Consider the following 15,069-nt stretch of genomic DNA (forward strand, 5'->3'; position numbering starts at 1 on the left):
GCCTCACCTCATCCCGGTGATGGTGATCGATCGGACGATGTGTTTCTGGAAGATCGCGAAGATCAGCAGCAACGGCATGGTGGCGAGCGTGGTCGCGGCCGTCACCAGGGTCCAGTTGCCGTGGTACTGACTCTGCAGGCCGGCGACCGCGACGGTGAGCACCTGCCAGCGCACCCCGCTGGTGATCACCAGGGGCCAGAGGAAGTCGTTCCAGTGGGTGACCACCGTGATGATCAGCAGGGTGGCCAGGATCGGGCGGCTCAGCGGGACGATGACGTGGCGCAGCACCCGCGGGTGGCCGGCGCCGTCGATCCGGGCGGCGTCCAGCAGCTCCTGCGGGACGGCCCGGAAGAACTGGCGGAGCAGGAAGATCGCATACGGTGAGCCGAACATCGAGGGCAGCACGATGCCCCAGAACGTGTCGGTCAGTCCGGCCTGACTGAGCAGCACGAACCGGGGCACCAGGACGGCCACGATCGGCACCATCAGGGTGGCGAGGTAGAGCCAGAAGAGCGCGTCACGGCCCGGGAAGTCGAGGCGGGCGAACGCGTACGCCGCGAGGACCGAGCAGGTCAGCTGTCCGATCACGACGATCAGCACCACCTGGACGGTGATCACCAGCGGTGGGATCAGGGTGTGCCCGCCGACGATCAGCTCGGCGTAGTTCGCCCCGGTCGGCGGGTCGGGCGGGGCGAGCGGCGGCTGCTGGGCGAACTGCCGCGCGGTCTTCACCGAGGTCTGCACGCTCATCAGGTAGGGAGCGAGGATCAGCACGGCCCCGGCGGCCAGCGCGAGATAGGTGAGCACGGCCCGGCGCATCCTCACCCCACCTCGTAGGTCGTGCGGCGGCGGAAATACGACTGCTGGGCCACGGTGACCGTGATCAGCAGCAGGAACAGCAGCACCGACATGGCCGCGGCGCGCCCCATCCGGAAGTCGACGAACGCCTCCCGGTAGATCGCGTACGCCACCACCTCGGTGCGCCCGGCCGGGCCGCCCTGGGTCATCGCGTACACCGTGTCGAACACCTGGAAGCTGTTGATCACCCCGGTGGCCAGCACGAAGAACATGGTGGGCCGCAGCAGCGGCAGCGTGATCCGGCGGAACGCCTGCCACGGGCCGGCGCCGTCGATCCGGGCCGCCTCGGCGTACTGCGCCGGGATCCCGGCGAGACCGGCCAGGAAGAACAGCGCCACGTAGCCCACATTGGTCCAGACGGTGACCGCGGCGACCGCGGGCAGCGCCAGGGCGGGGCTGGTCAGCCACTCGACCCGGTGGCCGAGCAGCTGGTTCACCGCGCCGTCGGACGGGTCGAGCAGCCAGCGCCAGACGACGCCCAGCGCCAGCGGCGCGCTGATCCACGGCAGCACCAGGATCGCCCGGAAGACGGTGGAGCCGGGCAACCGCTGGTCGAGCAGCAGCGCGGCGGCCAACCCGAGCCCGGTCTGCAGCGGGATGACCAGCAGCACGAAGACCGCGGTGACGGCGAGTGAGCGGCCGAACGCCGGGTCGGTGAGGATCGAGGAGTAGTTGTCCAGCGCCGCCCAGCGGGCCGGGCTGACCAGGTCCCACCGGGTGAGGCTGATGCCCACCACGACCAGGACCGGGAGCAGCAGGAAACCGCCGACGCCGACCAGGCTGGGCGCGAGGAACGCCCACCCGGCCAGGGTGTCGCGACGGTCAGCCGGCATGCGCGTCGGAGAGCCGGGCGATGGTGGCGGTGGCCCGATGCACGGCGTTGCGCCGGCCGGGCGGAATCACCTCGGGCAGGAACGCGTAGCGCCGGGCCAACTCGCCCTCGCTGGACTCGGGGTGCCGGCTCTGCGCGGCGAACCGGGTGACCTCCCACCAGTCGGCGATGTCGCCCCAGCCGGGCGCCGAGAGCGAGCCGCCGAAGTGCTGCACGGAGAGCGCCGCGACCAGGTTGGCGAAGGCGATCCGGTCGGCGAGCGGCCAGCCGCCGACGGTGCCGGTGATGAAGCCGGCGGTGAACACGTCACCGGCGCCGGTCGGGTCGAGCGCCTCGACCGGCACGCCCGGCACGGTGGCGACCTCGCCGGTGGCCGAGTCGACGGCGAGGGCGCCCTCCGAGCCGTCGGTGACCACCACGATCGGCACCAGGCCGGCCAGTTTGTCGAGCGCCTCGGCGGGGGTGCCGGTGCGGGTGTAGCGCATCGCCTCGACCGCGTTGGGCAGGAAGGCGTGGCAGTCGGGCAGCACCGACAGCGCGTCGAAGGACCACTGGTCGGTCTCGTCCCAGCCGACGTCGGCGAAGATCAGTGTGCCGTTCCGCGCCGCCCGGGGCACCCAGCCGGTGCCCGGGCCGCCCAGGCTGACCGCCGCGGCCAGCGCCGGGGGCAGGCCGTTGACCAGGCCCTCGTCGTCGGTGGGCAGCGGATGCTCGTGGGTGACCATGCTGCGGTCGCGGTCGTAGGCCAGTGAGACGGTGACCGGCGAGTGCCAGCCGTCCAGCCGCCGGGATGCGGAGAGATCGATTCCCTCCTGCCGGCTGAGCACCTGGTGACAGAATTCGCCGTAGGCGTCGGTGCTCAGCGCGGTGCCGAGGCCGGTGCGCAGGCCGAGGCGGCTGGCGGCGACGGCGAGATTCGCCACCCCGCCCGGGCACGAGCCCATCCCGGAGGCGCGCACCTCGGTGCCGGGCCCGGGGAGCTCCCGCAGGCCGGTGAAGATGACATCGAGGAACACCATCCCGGGTACGAACAGATCGAGCTGGCGCGCCATTGGCCGATCTTACCTCCGTCCCGATAGGGGCAGTGGTGATTGATCACCGGGTGCGGCGCACGTCTCTCTGTGCCGCACGCAGCGCGTCGACGTGCCGGTCGGTGCCCGGCGGATGCCGCTGGTCCAGCATCTGCCACGCCTCGTCCAAGGCTTGGGACAGCTCCTGGATCCGGCCGGCGTGCTGGCGGCGGACGTCGTCGCGCACCTTCTCGATGCGCTGCAGCCAGCCCGCCCCGGACCGGCCGGGCGGATCGGGCGGTGACGGCGGCCGCAGCACGTCGGCGGCCGGGACGATGGCGGCGATCGGGCGGCCGCCGTCGACCACCACGGTCACCTGGCCGGTCAGGCCGGTGAGCCGGACCAGCTGCTGGAAACGCAGGCGGGTCTCGGCGATGGACAGCTCGATGCGCCGGCGGATCGGCGTTGCGGGTTCTCCCATGTCCCGATGATGCGCGCGGGGTATGACACTTTTCGGCTACCGTCCCCGGAGTGACGACAGAGGACTTCCCCACCGCCGGCGACGTCCGCGCCGTGACCCGGCGGGCGGTCGCCGCGCTGCGCACCGTCGCGGCCGAGGACTGGCACGCCACCACTGCCGGCGATCTCACCTGGAGCTGCTGGGAGACGGTCGAGCACGTCGCCGACGACCTGTTCGCCTACGCCGGCCAGCTCGCCGCCGACCGGCCGCCGGTCGACCGGTACGTCGCGTGGGGCTGGCGGAGGTCCCGGCCGGACGCCCCCGCGCTGACCGTCCACGCCGACCCCGAGCAGGGCACCGAGGGCCTGTTGCGGGTCCTGGAGGCGGCCGGCGGCCTGCTCGCCGCGGTCGTCGAGGTGAGCCCGGCCGACCGGCGCGGCTTCCATCCGTTCGGGGTGTCCGACGCCGCCGGGTTCGCCGCGATGGGCATCACCGAGGTCCTGGTCCACCTGCACGACATCGCGGCGACGCTGAAGTTCGACTGGACCCCCGATCCGGGCGTGTCGGCCCGGGTGCTGGCCCGGATCTTCCCGGACGCCCCGGCCGGCCACGAGCCGTGGCCCGCCCTGCTCTGGTGCACCGGCCGCATCGAGCTGCCCGGCCGGTCCCGCCGGACCGCATGGCGGTGGCACGCCTAGGGAGTCCGGCTGACGCCGCCGTGGGAAAGAAGCTGACGCCGCCGCGGGAAGGAAACCGTCAGCCCGCGGCGGGGACCGCGCGAAGCGGAGATGGCGTCGCGACGCGGCAGACGGCGCGGGGAGGCCGGCCGGCCGGCACCCGGTTCCGCATGTGCCCGCAGCCATCCCGCATACCCGGGATCGCGACGCAGAGTCTCCAGATGGGTGGCGATGGCGAAGCCGAACACACGTGTCGCAGAGGAGGCCGCCGGGCTGTCCGGATGCCATCCGAGCCAGTGGCGCCACCGTAACGGAGCGCCCCGCAGGGGACGCAGAGCCAGGGCGGGTGGCAGCCGCCGCTCACTTCGCGCAACTCGGCGGTCGTATGCAGAGGCAACTCGGCCGCCGGGCGATCGCCACGGCGTGCCCCCACCAGCGGCCGGTCGACGATCACCGGTGAGCTGCGCGGCCTGCACAGCCGGCTGGCAGAGCGGTGGACCGGGACATCACTGCTCCGCGCCTTCGCATCGCAGCTGCACCCCGGCATCGCCCCAGGGCCGGGGCGGTCGGATCGGCGCTGAGCGGCTAGGGGCGCCGGTGCCGCAGCAGCGCCTCCATCGCCTCGTCGGCGCTGTCGCTGAGCACCGCCAGGTCCACCCCGGTGTAGATGCGCCGCCGGGTGTCCACCACGCAGTGCGCCCCGAGCATCAGCCCGCCCGGGGTCACCAGCGGCACCCCGAAATAGCTGCGCAGCCCGGCGGTGGCCAGGAACGGGTTGGCCGCGTACTGCGGGTCGTCGCTGAAGTCGGCGACGCAGTACGGCTCGCCTTTCAGCACGGTCCGGCTGCACACCGCCCACTCGGCGGCCGCGCCCTGCGCCACCGCGACCCAGTCGCCCAGCCCGTACTCCCCGATGATCTGCTGGGCGTCCGCGCCCAGCACCGACACCAGCGAGGCCGGCGCGTCCAGCAGTTTGGCGCTGCGCTGGGCCACCTCGTCCAGGGCGGCGCGCAGCCGGTCCGAGCCGAGGTCGTAGCGGGCCAGCTCGATCAGACGGGCGGGATCGGCGAGACGGTCGTAGAGATCGGTTCTCATGACACCCCCGGGCTAGTGGCGGAAGCCGCCGACGAGCGTGGTCAGATCGCCGGCCAGCCGGGTCAAGTCTGCCGCGGCCTGCTGCGTGGTGCGGGCCCCCTCGGCCGTGGCGGCCGCCACTTCCGCCACGGTGGTGACGGTCCGGGCCACCTCGCCGCTGCCGGCCGCGGCCTCGGCCACCGACCGGCTCATCTCGCCGGTGGTGGCGGTCTGCTCCTCGACCGCCGACGCGATCGTCGTGGTGTAGTCGCCGATCCGCTGGATCACCTCGGTGATCTCGCCGATCGCCGCGGTCGCCGAGGTGCTCGACGCCTGGATCGCGGTGATCCGCGCGGTGATCTCCTCGGTCGCCTTGGCGGTCTGCTGGGACAGCTCCTTGACCTCGCCGGCCACCACCGCGAAGCCCTTGCCGAGCTCGCCGGCCCGGGCCGCCTCGATGGTCGCGTTCAGCGCGAGCAGGTTGGTCTGCTCGGCGATCGAGGTGATCAGCCGGACCACGTCGCCGATCTCGGCGCTGGCCGCGCCCAGCTCGGCGACCTGCTGGTTGGTGCGCTCGGCCACGCTCATCCCCTCGTTGGCCACCCGCGCCGCCTCGGCCGCGTTGGAGGCGATCTCGGTGATCGACGCGCTCATCTGCTCGGCACCGGCCGCGATCGACTGGACGCCGACGTTGACCTCGTCGCTGGCCGAGCTGGCCGAGGTGGCCTGCTGCGCCACGTCGCCGGCGCCGCTCTGCAGCTGCGAGCTGACCGTGCTGAGCTCCTCGGAGGCGCCGGCGAGGGTGACCGCCGACTCGCCGATGGTGCTGACCGCGTCGCGCAGCCGCTGCACCGCGGCGTCCAGCGCCCGGCTCATCCGGCCCGGCTCGTCGGCCGAGGTGATCCCGGTGCTGCGGGTCAGGTCGCCGGCCGCGAGCGCCTCACACACCGCGGTCACCTGGCGCAGCGACCGCACGATGCCCCGGGCCACCATCAGGCCCAGCAGCAGGGCGGCCACGATGCCGACGACCAGGATGACGATCTGCTGCAGCCGGTTCTGCCGGTACGAGGTGCGCGCCCCCTCCGCGGCGCTTTCCGCGTCGGCCCGTTCCGCCTTGTTGAGATCGCCCAGGTTCGCCTTGATCGTATCCACCAGCGGTAACACCTGATCGGCCCGGACCTGCTGCCACTGGGTCACCTTGTTCGCCCGGGACAGCGGGATCAGCTGGCTCTGGGCGACGTCGACATATTTCTGCCAGGTGTCGTTCAGGCTGGCCACGATGACCGGGGTGCCGGCCGGATCGGTGGCCGCGTAATCCTTGAGCGCCGTGGCGACGTCATCGAAGTCGGTCGTGATCTCCTGCTCATACTTCGCCTTGTTCGCGGCGTCGGTGTAGATCACGTGGTTCACCAGGTCCAGCCGAGCCTGGTTGATCGCGGTCTGGATCCGCCCCAGCACTGACGCGCTGGTCACGTTGTCGGAGTAGATCTCGTCCGCGGTGTTGCTGGCCCGGTTCAGCGAACTCAGCCCGGTCACCCCGATGACCAGGGCGATCACCGCGGCGACACAGATCGCCGCCATGATCTTGACGTTGACGCTGAGATCCGCCCAGAACCGCTTCATATCAGATGATTCGGCAACCTCCGGCGCCTGCTGAGCGCCGCACCGGCCAGGTCCCCGACGGCCCGGGCCGCTTCGATGGCGGCGGTACGCATGAGCCACCCCAGCCCGCGGACCCCGCCGCCCCGGGTGGTGCGCACCGGTCGGCGCCACCCGCCGGCGTACCGGCGCATCGCTCTGACCGGGAGCCCGCCGCGGATCTGAGCCCCGGAGAAGCCGGGCGCGCAGCGCGCCTCCTAGCGGGGTGGCAGTGCCCGGCGGAACGCGTCGCGCACCCTCTCGTCCCGGTCCAGGATCGCGAAGATCACCCGGTCGAACCACGGGCTCGCCCGCAGCGCCTCGGCGAACGCCGCCGCCACCTCGGCCGGATCGTTGCCGAACACACCGCAGCCCCACGCCCCCAGCACCAGATCCCGGTGCCCGTGCGCGGCCGCGACCCGCAGCACCCGGGCCGCCCGGCGCGCCAGCACCGGCCGCACCCGCGGCAGGTGCTCCGGCTGGTTCAACCGGATCGCCGCCCGGTTCGGCGCGGCCGCCACCAGGAACGACACCGGATAGGGCGCGGACAGCAGCCGCCCCTTGTCATCGCGGAAGACCGGCACCGCCGGCGCGTAGATGACCCGGTCGGTGTAGAGCAGCGACCGCTCGGCCCGATGATGGTCGTAGAACTCGCCGGCCGCGAGAAGACACGGATACAGCGCCGACCCGCGGGCCAGACTCTCCTCCTGCGCCTGCGCGCCGTTGCGGAAGCCGCCACCCGGATTCCGCGCCGAAGCGAAGTTCAGCACCGCCGGAACCCCACCGGCCCGCCGCGCCGCCACCAGCGTCGACTCCCCGGTGATCTCGATCAGCGGCGCCGGGTTGTCGACGGAAGGCTCGCCCAGGTCCTCCCCGGGCAGGTGCAGCCGGGTCCCCGCCACCGCCCGCGCCACCTGCCCGGCGATCTCCACCCGCCCGTCCGGCCCGTCGTAGTGGCCGCGCTCCGCGATCCCCACCGTCTCCTGGGCGATCGCCCGCAACCTCGCACTCACGCGCCGATCATTCCCCGCCGCCCCGCTCACCCGCGACCGGATTTCCGGCCCGGGCGCCAGCGGGCATCAGCCGGCGAACCCGCACCGGGACCTGCCGATGCAGCGATGCTCGCCGCGCCGCGTGCGCCGGCTCGCGGATGCGCCGTGCCGTCCGGTGATCTCCATCGGTCTAGACCTGGAACATGTCGGGTTCGCGGGCGGGCTGGACTCGGGTGAGCCAGGAATCCGCTTCGTCGGCGGGCATGATCCGGTCGAGAGTGAGGGTGGGCCGCAGGTGTTCGTACAGGCGGCCAGTGCTCCATTGTCTCCTCACCTGTGCCGGGTGCACGGTGAGCAGCCGGGTGCCGTCGGCGGCGGGAATCCTCCGACACGTCGACGCGCTGCCGGCGTGATCGCGTTCTCCGATCACGGTTGGCACCGGGCTGCCGGCCGTGAAGAGTGTCGTCATGACGTGCATCGTCGGGATCACGGACGGGCGGACCGTCACCATCGGCGGGGACTCCGCGGGCAGCGACGGCTGGCACGTCGCCGTCCGTTCGGACTCCAAGGTCTTCCAGGTGGGGCCCTACCTGATGGGTTTCACCACCAGCTACCGGATGGGTCAGCTGCTGCGCTACTCGCTGGCCGTCGGTGAACCCGACACCTGGGACGTCGACCGGTTCATGGTCACCACGTTCATCGAAGCCGTCCGCGAGTGCCTCTCCACGGGCGGCTACGCGCGCACCGAGAACGGCCAGGAGCAGGGTGGCCAGTTCCTGGTCGGCATTCACGGCCGCCTCTACGTCGTCGACGCCGACTACCAGATCGGCCACACCATCTCCGGCTATGCCGCGGTCGGATCCGGCTACCTGGTCGCCCTGGGCTCGCTGCACTCCACCGCCAAGTCCCCGATCAGCAGCCGGCAACGGGCGGAGATGGCCCTCGAAGCGGCCGCCGACCTCACCGAGGGCGTGCGGCCACCCTTCACCGTGGTCCAGTCGGAGTGAGGCTCCGCCGGCGCGCGGGACACCCGCTACCGGGGCGGGCCCTCGGTCTCCTCGGCGAGCTGATAGCCCTCGGCGAGGCGGGCCTCGCGATGCCGGGCCACCCACCGCCGTCCCGCTTGCGGGTCGTCGCCCCACTCCGGGATCGTGTCGGTGAGGACCTCGCCGTCGCGTTCGTGGATGACGCGGATCTCGGCTCCCTCGTCGTCGATGGACGCCATGACGGTCACCGTTTCGGTCGCGCGCCGGTACACCTCTGTCGTGATGGGCATACCAGCATGATGACGTTCCGGCCGGCCGGGACGGACCCGGCCTTCGGCCGATGTTCATCGATCCTGATCCGACTTCCGGCGGATAGCCGCCCGACAAGGATCCGGCCGGCCGGGCACGGACGAAGTCCCGGGCGCTGCCTCCCCCATACCGAGGCAGCACCCGGGACTCTCCCGAAGGGGCCGCCCGGGGGCATCGTCCGGACGGCCCCCCGCTTCTCACCCGGCGAGCCGGAAGCGTTCCGCGTGCACCTGGCGGGCCGGTACCCGTAGCCGGCGCAGGCTGTCCAGGACACCGGTGGTCATCGCGTCGGGGCCGCAGACGTACACGTCACGGGCGGTGATGTCGGGGATCAGGGCTTTCAGGCGGTCCGGGGCGAACGGCCGGTAGCCGGTGCCGCTGCGGCCGGCGAGCAGGTGCAGCCGGGCGTGCCGGGTGTCGGTGAGGTTGCGCAGTTCGCCGAGCAGGACGGCGTCGGTCGCGGTGCGGACCCGGTAGAGGACGATGATGTGGCCGGTCAGCTCGGGGTCTTCGAGCAGGGCGCGGATCGGGGTGATGCCGATGCCGCCGGCGATCAGGACGGTGGCGGCGCGGGTGCGGTGGGCGGCGGTGAACGCGCCGTACGGGCCTTCGGCGTACACCCGGGCGCCGGGCGGCAGGTCGCGCAGGCCGGCGCTGGTGGCGCCGACGCCTTTCGCGGTGAGGCGCAGCGATCGGGAGTTGGGCGCGGCGGACAGGGAGAACGGGTTGGCCTGCCACCAGGGGTTGTGGCCGGGGAAACGCCACAGGAAGAACTGTCCGGCGTGGGCGTCGAGCCGGTCCAGGTCGCGGCCGGTGATGTGGACGGAGACGGTGTCCGCGGATTCGTCGACGACGGCGGCGACCCGCAGCCGGTGCCGGGCGTTGCGGATCAGCGGGACGATCAGGCGGCCGGCGAGCAGCGCGCCCAGGGCGAACGCCCACAGTCCCCACCAGTAGGCCTCGGTGAACGCGTTGACGGTGAACGCGGTGCCCTCGGACAGCTGGTGCAGCACGCCGAGCAGGATCACGACGTACATCAGCAGATGAAGGAAGTGCCAGGTCTCGTAGGAGAGCCGGCGACGGGCGGCGCGGATCGACAGGCCGACGACGACGAGCAGCAGGCCGACGGCGATCATGCCCAGCAGGACCGGCAGCTGGCCGGCGAGGGTGACCGTCTCGTCGAGGATCGGGACCCGGTCGAGGCGGGCGAAGCCGAGCAGCACGAACGCGGGGTGGGCCAGAGCCAGCCAGAAGATCGTCAGGCCGGTCCAGCGGTGCCAGGTGGTGAGGCGGTCCATGCCGTACGCCCGGTCGACGACCGGGAGGCGGGCGACCAGCAGCAGTTGCAGGGCGAGCGCGAGGGCCAGGTGGAGTCCGAGGAGCCGGCCGATCGTGCCGGGCAGGTTCCGGGCCGGGCCGGCCGCGGCGAACATGACCTGGACGACGACGACGTTGAGCACGAGGAAGGCGACGATCGCGACCCGCGCGACGCGGATAGATCGACGGAAGGTGATGATGCGGGGCTGGGTCACGGCGGTCATCCCGGTCTCCCCTCAGGTGTGGGAGCTGCTGTCATCGGGGTGTACCGCCGGCGGTGCGGAACCGTTCAGGCCGTCGCCAAGATTCTTCCGGCGCCGGTCCGGAGCCCCCGGACCGGCGCCGCCGCCGCTACCTCAGGTGGAACCGCGGGTTGAGCGCGAGCTTGCCGAGTTCGTCGGCGGTGAACGGGAGCGGGTTCAGTTTCGCCGCGCGCGCGTCGGCGTAGGTGGGTCGCCCGGTCTGCGCCACGAACACCACCACCCCGTCCGGATAACGGTACGCCGCCCACTGGTCGATCCGGTTGTCGCCGCCGCCGTTCGACCTGGCCACCGCGACCTTCGCCGGCCCGTCCCGGACCACCTGGCAACTGCCGCCCAGCCCCCAGAACGACTCGGCCAACCCGCACGGGTCGGTGGGCAGCCTGTTGTTCTTCTCGTGCACCTCGACCATCAGCTCACCGTTGTGGCCGCCCTGGGCCACGGTCACGCTGGCCAGGTACGTCCACTCCGGATCGTCGAGCGCGGCCTGGCTGGACTGCAGGTCGCTGCCGTCCGGCGTGGTGCCGGTCGGGGTGGTGTATCCGGACGGCACCACCTTGAGCAGGTCGGTGAGCAGTTGCCTGCCCTTCTGGTAGCGCGGCCCGCTGTCGGCCGTGGCGTCGCCGTTGTTCTCGGCCGGCCAGGACGGTTCGGTGTCCTGCGGGGACGGCACCCCGCTCGGCGGCGGGGTGGTCAGCACGCTGGGCGTGCCGGCCGGCGCCGCGGCGTCGTACCCGGTGGGGGACGTCGCGGCGGACAGGTAGCGGGCCGGCACGATGGTGACCGCGGCCAGCGCGGCGACCGCCCCGGTGCAGGCGACCACGGTGCGCCGCCGGGAGGCCCGGCGCCCGGCCGCGACCGCCTCGGCCGACCGCATCGGCGGCGGTTCGGGGCTCTGCGCCAGCACGCTGTGCAGCGCCTCGCGGAATTCGTTCTCCTCCATCATTCCCCTCAATCAGCCGTCACGGGCGCGCCGATCAGCGCGCGCAACGTCGCCAGGCCACGGGCGGCCTGGCTCTTGACCGTGCCGGCGGAGCAGCCGAGCGCCGCCGCCGTCTCCTCGACGCTGAGGTCCTGCCAGTAGCGCAGCACCAGCACCGCGCGCTGTCTCGGTGGCACCTCGGCCAGCGCCCGCAGCAGGACCAGGCGGTCCTCGGTCTGCACCGCGGGCGTGACGGGACGGTCGGTCAGGGTGTCGTGCGGGCGTTCCCGTCGCCACCAGCCCCACCGACCCTCGTCGATGAAGGTGCGGATCAGCACCTGCCGGACGTACGGATCCAGCGACTCCTGGCGGTTCACCCGGCCCCACCGCAGGTAGAGCTTGGTGAACGTGGTCGAGACCAGATCCTCGGCCCGATGCCAGTCGCCGCAGAGCAGATACGCGGTGGCGCGCAGGCTGCCTGACCGGGCCGCGAAGTATTCCGCGAACGCCTCGTCACGGTCGCTCATGCATTCCCCCATCGTTTTTTCGGTCGCGTCAAACACGAGGCGGCCGCCCGTCAGGGTTGCACGCACCGGAAAACCCGCCCGGACCGCGGCTTTCCTCCCTGTCCGCGGCCGGTCACCGCGGCGATTGCGGGGGTACGACGTGAGCGGGCACCGTGGCGCGCCTCACCGGGGCGCGTGCAGCAGGTCGAGTGCCTTCTCCGCCCCCCGGTGCAGGGGCACCGGGCTGGTCCGGCGCGCGGTGTCCAGGCTGATCTCCCGGGCCGCCGCGTTCGCCTGCGCCAGTTGCGGCTGCCGTTCGAACAGCGTCCTGGTCAGCACGCAGGCCACGTCCGGGTCCAGGCCGGCGCGCACCAGCAGCAGGTTCGGCACCACGATCGTCGTCACGTCGGCCGGCTGCTGATAGGTCGCGGCCGGGATGACCCCCTGCCGATACACCTCGTTGATCTTCTGCAGGGCCGGCAGGACCGGGGTGATGTCGAGGAACTCCACCTGGTCCCGCGCGGTGGTCAGCAGGTCGGTGATGCCCGGCGTGGGCAGTCCGCCGGAGAAGAACAGCGCGTCGATGGTGCCCTCCTTCATCCCGTCGACGGTCTTGGTCAGGTCGAGCTTCTGGGCGCTGACATCCCTGGCCGGGTCGAGACCGGCGGCGGTCAGCACCCGGTTGGCGATCACCTCGGTGCCGGACTTCGGCGAACCGGTGGAGACCCGCTTGCCCCGCATCCCGGCGACGTCCCTGATCCCGGCCGCCTTGCGAACGATCACCTGCGTGTAGTTGGTGTGGATCCGGGCCAGTGCCGCGATCGGCTGCTTCGCGCTGAAGGCGGCCGTCCCGTTGATCGCGTCGGCCGCGGTGTCGGCCAGCGCGAACGCCACGTCGTACGTGCCGGCCACCAGCTGCTGGATGTTCTGCACCGAGGCGCCGGTCTCCGCGGCGGTCGCCTGCACCCTGCCGCCGGCCGCGTTGATCTGCTCGGCGTACGCGTTGCCCAGCGCGAAGTACACCCCGGTGGCGTTGCCGGTGGCGATCCCGATCCGGGTCTGCCGGGCGACCTGACAGGTGACGTCGCCGCCGGTGTCGGTGGCCGCGGTGTGCTGCCGGCCGCCGCACGCGCCGGCGGCCAGGGCCAGCGCGGCGATCGACGCCGCGGTCATGATCCGTCTCATCGGTTCCCTCCGATCCTCCGTGAATGTCGAGGTTCCGTATCCGGCGGCACGGCGGGCTCGGCTCGTGACCGCCACCGGGCGATCGCCGCGAGCAGGACCGAGGCCGCCAGCACGCCCAGGCCGGCGCTCACCGCGAGCCACGAGAGGTAGAGCAGCAGCAGCCCGGCGACCCCGCCCAGCAGCCGGCTCGCCGGGCCGGCCGGGCCGACTCCCGGCACCCAGCCGCCGGTGGCGATCGCCAGCCCGAACACGGCGAAGCCGGACGCCACCGCGGTCGCCACGATGCCCGGCCAGGAGCCGCGGGCCAGCAGATGTTCACCGTTGCCGGTGAGCACGAACGCGATCGGCGCCAGGAAGGCCGGCAGTGCGTACTTCAACGCCTGCCACATGGTGCCCATCGCCCGGCCGCCGGTGATCGCGGCGGCGCCGACCGCGGCCAGTGCGGTCGGCGGGGTGACCTCGGAGAGCACCGAGTAGTAGAAGACGAACATGGCCGCCGCCGGGGCGCCGACCCCGAGCCCGAGCAGCGCCGGACCGATGATCACCCAGCCGATGATGAAGCTGGCGGTGACCGGCACCGCGAGGCCCAGCACGGCGAGCGCCACCGCGGCCAGCACCACGGTCAGCGCCAGCACCGCGGCCGGGTTGCCGGTGATCGACCGGGCGCCGTCGACCAGCAGCGACGCCAGCTGCGCGCCCAGCCCGGTCTTCGTGGTGATCGCGGTGATCACGCCGGCCGCGGCGCATACCGCGACCACCGGCAGCACCCCGCGCACCCCGGCCGCCAACGCCTGGAACAGCCGCCGCGGGGTCAGCCGGCCCGGTCGGTCCAGAAAGGACAGGGCCACCGCGAGCAGGGTGGCGTAGACCACCGCGCGGGTGGCGCTCGTCCCGAGCGCGAGCAGCACCACGATCACGATCAGCGAGGAGAAGTGGTAGCCGAACCGGATCAGCAGCCGCCCGGCACCGACCTGCGGGAGATCGACGGCACGCACCCCGAAGCGGCGTACGTCGATCTCCACCGCCAGCAGGATCCCGAGGTAGTAGAGCAGTGTCGGGATCGTCGCCCAGCCGAGCACGGTCAGATACGACACGTCGAGGTATTCGGCGACGATGAACGCGGCCGCGCCCAGCGTCGGCGGCGACAGGATCGCGCCCACCCCGGCCGCCGCCAGCATCCCGCCGGCCTGCTCCGGCGGATACCCGGCCCGCCGCAGCATCGGCCAGGTCACCGCCCCCACGCTGACCGCGGTCGCGGTTCCCGACCCGGACACCGTGCCGAGCAGGAACCCGGCCGCCACCGCGGTCCGCCCGGCCGCGCTGCGCGAGCGGCGGAACGCGGCCACCGACAGGTCGACGAAGAACCGGCTCGCCCCGGACAGGTCCAGGACCGCCCCGTACAGCGTGAACAGGACGATGTACGTCGCGGCCACGTCCAGCGGGGTGCCGTAGAAGCCGCTGCCCGAGTTGTAGAGGGCGTCGACGATCTGCGCGAAGTCCAGCCCGGAATGCGCGATCGGCCAGCTCTGGGGCAGCAGGCCGCCGTAGTAGCCGTACGCCAGGAATCCGGCGCAGACCGCGGGAAGAGCGAACCCGGTGGTGCGCCGGGCGGCCTCGAGCACCGTGATCAGAAGAACGGCGCCGAAGGCGACGTCGGCCGGTTCGAGCAGCGCCTGCCGGTCGAGGAAAGCGTCGTAGCCGCCGCCGAACGGATTGAGCGGATAGAGACAGGCGGCCAGCGCCAGCCCGCCCAGCACCCAGTCCAGCCGGCTCGGCCGCCCCGGACTCGCGGCGCGCGCCCGGTAGGCGACGAAGATCAGCGGCAGCGTCACCGCCAGAAAGACGATCAGGTAGAACTGGCTGCCCTGCGCCAGCGGCCGGAACACCTGCCAGAGCGTCAGCACCCCGGCCCCGGCCGCGACCACCGCGACCGCCAGCGCGACACGCCCGGTGAGCTCCCGGGCCGGCCGCTCCTCGTCGTCGTAGTGCACCGCGGCCGGGTCAGCGACGTCAATAGGTCGATCAACGCCCATGAATGGACCC

General features: G+C 72.5%; 16 protein-coding genes. 2 read left to right on the forward strand and 14 right to left on the reverse strand.

Annotated elements, in window-relative coordinates; translation table 11 throughout:
• Window positions 1-3: 3 nt before the first annotated feature.
• From ACSP50_RS26445 to ACSP50_RS26460, 4 genes are read right to left on the reverse strand one after another with little or no spacing between them, the layout of a single operon-like run.
• A complete protein-coding gene (locus tag ACSP50_RS26445) occupies window positions 4-819 on the reverse strand; it encodes a carbohydrate ABC transporter permease (protein ID WP_014692363.1) in 816 nt (271 codons plus the stop codon).
• A gap of 2 nt (window positions 820-821) precedes the next feature.
• Window positions 822-1,691, reverse strand: coding sequence for a carbohydrate ABC transporter permease (locus ACSP50_RS26450; protein WP_014692364.1), 870 nt, complete (start codon window positions 1,689-1,691; stop codon window positions 822-824).
• Complete coding sequence (locus tag ACSP50_RS26455; protein ID WP_014692365.1) at window positions 1,681-2,742, reverse strand: PfkB family carbohydrate kinase; 1,062 nt, start codon at window positions 2,740-2,742, stop codon at window positions 1,681-1,683. The genes ACSP50_RS26450 and ACSP50_RS26455 overlap by 11 nt, the downstream gene beginning before the upstream one ends.
• A gap of 43 nt (window positions 2,743-2,785) precedes the next feature.
• A complete protein-coding gene (locus tag ACSP50_RS26460; protein ID WP_014692366.1) occupies window positions 2,786-3,181 on the reverse strand; it encodes a hypothetical protein in 396 nt (131 codons plus the stop codon).
• A 50-nt stretch (window positions 3,182-3,231) separates the two neighbouring features.
• On the opposite strand from ACSP50_RS26460, the gene ACSP50_RS26465 reads away from it, so the two are divergent.
• The gene (locus tag ACSP50_RS26465) at window positions 3,232-3,858 is read left to right on the forward strand and encodes a DinB family protein (RefSeq protein WP_014692367.1); all 627 of its coding nucleotides are present in this window, start codon (window positions 3,232-3,234) and stop codon (window positions 3,856-3,858) included.
• Window positions 3,859-4,422: 564 nt separating this feature from the next.
• Here the strand turns inward: ACSP50_RS26465 and ACSP50_RS26470 are convergent.
• The 4 genes from ACSP50_RS26470 to ACSP50_RS26485 form a co-directional block, all read right to left on the reverse strand.
• On the reverse strand, window positions 4,423-4,932 hold the full coding sequence (locus ACSP50_RS26470; protein WP_014692368.1) for a GAF domain-containing protein: 510 nt from the start codon (window positions 4,930-4,932) through the stop codon (window positions 4,423-4,425).
• 12 nt (window positions 4,933-4,944) lie between these two features.
• Window positions 4,945-6,534, reverse strand: coding sequence for a methyl-accepting chemotaxis protein (locus ACSP50_RS26475; protein WP_014692369.1), 1,590 nt, complete (start codon window positions 6,532-6,534; stop codon window positions 4,945-4,947).
• Window positions 6,535-6,767: 233 nt separating this feature from the next.
• On the reverse strand, window positions 6,768-7,562 hold the full coding sequence (locus ACSP50_RS26480) for a TIGR02452 family protein (protein WP_014692370.1): 795 nt from the start codon (window positions 7,560-7,562) through the stop codon (window positions 6,768-6,770).
• A 169-nt stretch (window positions 7,563-7,731) separates the two neighbouring features.
• A complete protein-coding gene (locus ACSP50_RS26485; protein ID WP_155123631.1) occupies window positions 7,732-8,010 on the reverse strand; it encodes a hypothetical protein in 279 nt (92 codons plus the stop codon).
• On the opposite strand from ACSP50_RS26485, the gene ACSP50_RS26490 reads away from it, so the two are divergent.
• Complete coding sequence (locus ACSP50_RS26490; RefSeq protein WP_014692371.1) at window positions 8,009-8,548, forward strand: hypothetical protein; 540 nt, start codon at window positions 8,009-8,011, stop codon at window positions 8,546-8,548. The genes ACSP50_RS26485 and ACSP50_RS26490 overlap by 2 nt on opposite strands.
• A gap of 26 nt (window positions 8,549-8,574) precedes the next feature.
• Here the strand turns inward: ACSP50_RS26490 and ACSP50_RS26495 are convergent, their stop codons facing one another.
• From ACSP50_RS26495 to ACSP50_RS26520, 6 genes are all read right to left on the reverse strand, one after another.
• The gene (locus ACSP50_RS26495) at window positions 8,575-8,817 is read right to left on the reverse strand and encodes a hypothetical protein (protein ID WP_014692372.1); all 243 of its coding nucleotides are present in this window, start codon (window positions 8,815-8,817) and stop codon (window positions 8,575-8,577) included.
• Window positions 8,818-9,033: 216 nt separating this feature from the next.
• Window positions 9,034-10,377: a ferric reductase-like transmembrane domain-containing protein gene (locus ACSP50_RS26500; protein ID WP_014692373.1), complete on the reverse strand. Its 1,344-nt coding sequence runs from the start codon at window positions 10,375-10,377 to the stop codon at window positions 9,034-9,036.
• Between the two features lie 127 nt (window positions 10,378-10,504).
• Entirely contained in the window at window positions 10,505-11,356 is an 852-nt protein-coding gene (locus ACSP50_RS26505; RefSeq protein WP_014692374.1) for a hypothetical protein, read from the reverse strand.
• An 8-nt stretch (window positions 11,357-11,364) separates the two neighbouring features.
• Window positions 11,365-11,862 carry a SigE family RNA polymerase sigma factor gene (locus tag ACSP50_RS26510; RefSeq protein WP_014692375.1) on the reverse strand — a complete coding sequence of 166 codons (498 nt, stop codon included), beginning with the start codon at window positions 11,860-11,862 and terminating at the stop codon, window positions 11,365-11,367.
• Window positions 11,863-12,024: 162 nt separating this feature from the next.
• Complete coding sequence (locus ACSP50_RS26515; RefSeq protein WP_014692376.1) at window positions 12,025-13,026, reverse strand: TAXI family TRAP transporter solute-binding subunit; 1,002 nt, start codon at window positions 13,024-13,026, stop codon at window positions 12,025-12,027.
• The gene (locus ACSP50_RS26520) at window positions 13,023-15,059 is read right to left on the reverse strand and encodes a TRAP transporter fused permease subunit (protein WP_014692377.1); all 2,037 of its coding nucleotides are present in this window, start codon (window positions 15,057-15,059) and stop codon (window positions 13,023-13,025) included. The genes ACSP50_RS26515 and ACSP50_RS26520 overlap by 4 nt, the downstream gene beginning before the upstream one ends.
• Between the last annotated feature and the right edge of the window lie 10 nt (window positions 15,060-15,069).

The sequence above is a fragment of the Actinoplanes sp. SE50/110 genome (genome assembly GCF_900119315.1).
In the GTDB taxonomy this organism is placed as follows: domain Bacteria; phylum Actinomycetota; class Actinomycetes; order Mycobacteriales; family Micromonosporaceae; genus Actinoplanes.

Excerpts from the sequence above, each read along its gene's own strand:
- ACSP50_RS26445 (WP_014692363.1), bottom strand. The coding sequence starts at position 819 with ATGCGCCGGGCCGTGCTCACCTATCTCGCGCTGGCCGCCGGGGCCGTG.
- ACSP50_RS26450 (WP_014692364.1), bottom strand. The coding sequence starts at position 1,691 with ATGCCGGCTGACCGTCGCGACACCCTGGCCGGGTGGGCGTTCCTCGCG.
- ACSP50_RS26455 (WP_014692365.1), bottom strand. The coding sequence starts at position 2,742 with ATGGCGCGCCAGCTCGATCTGTTCGTACCCGGGATGGTGTTCCTCGAT.
- ACSP50_RS26460 (WP_014692366.1), bottom strand. The coding sequence starts at position 3,181 with ATGGGAGAACCCGCAACGCCGATCCGCCGGCGCATCGAGCTGTCCATC.
- ACSP50_RS26470 (WP_014692368.1), bottom strand. The coding sequence starts at position 4,932 with ATGAGAACCGATCTCTACGACCGTCTCGCCGATCCCGCCCGTCTGATC.
- ACSP50_RS26475 (WP_014692369.1), bottom strand. The coding sequence starts at position 6,534 with ATGAAGCGGTTCTGGGCGGATCTCAGCGTCAACGTCAAGATCATGGCG.
- ACSP50_RS26490 (WP_014692371.1), top strand. The coding sequence starts at position 8,009 with ATGACGTGCATCGTCGGGATCACGGACGGGCGGACCGTCACCATCGGC.
- ACSP50_RS26485 (WP_155123631.1), bottom strand. The coding sequence starts at position 8,010 with ATGACGACACTCTTCACGGCCGGCAGCCCGGTGCCAACCGTGATCGGA.
- ACSP50_RS26495 (WP_014692372.1), bottom strand. The coding sequence starts at position 8,817 with ATGCCCATCACGACAGAGGTGTACCGGCGCGCGACCGAAACGGTGACC.
- ACSP50_RS26500 (WP_014692373.1), bottom strand. The coding sequence starts at position 10,377 with ATGACCGCCGTGACCCAGCCCCGCATCATCACCTTCCGTCGATCTATC.
- ACSP50_RS26505 (WP_014692374.1), bottom strand. The coding sequence starts at position 11,356 with ATGGAGGAGAACGAATTCCGCGAGGCGCTGCACAGCGTGCTGGCGCAG.
- ACSP50_RS26510 (WP_014692375.1), bottom strand. The coding sequence starts at position 11,862 with ATGAGCGACCGTGACGAGGCGTTCGCGGAATACTTCGCGGCCCGGTCA.
- ACSP50_RS26515 (WP_014692376.1), bottom strand. The coding sequence starts at position 13,026 with ATGAGACGGATCATGACCGCGGCGTCGATCGCCGCGCTGGCCCTGGCC.
- ACSP50_RS26520 (WP_014692377.1), bottom strand. The coding sequence starts at position 15,059 with ATGGGCGTTGATCGACCTATTGACGTCGCTGACCCGGCCGCGGTGCAC.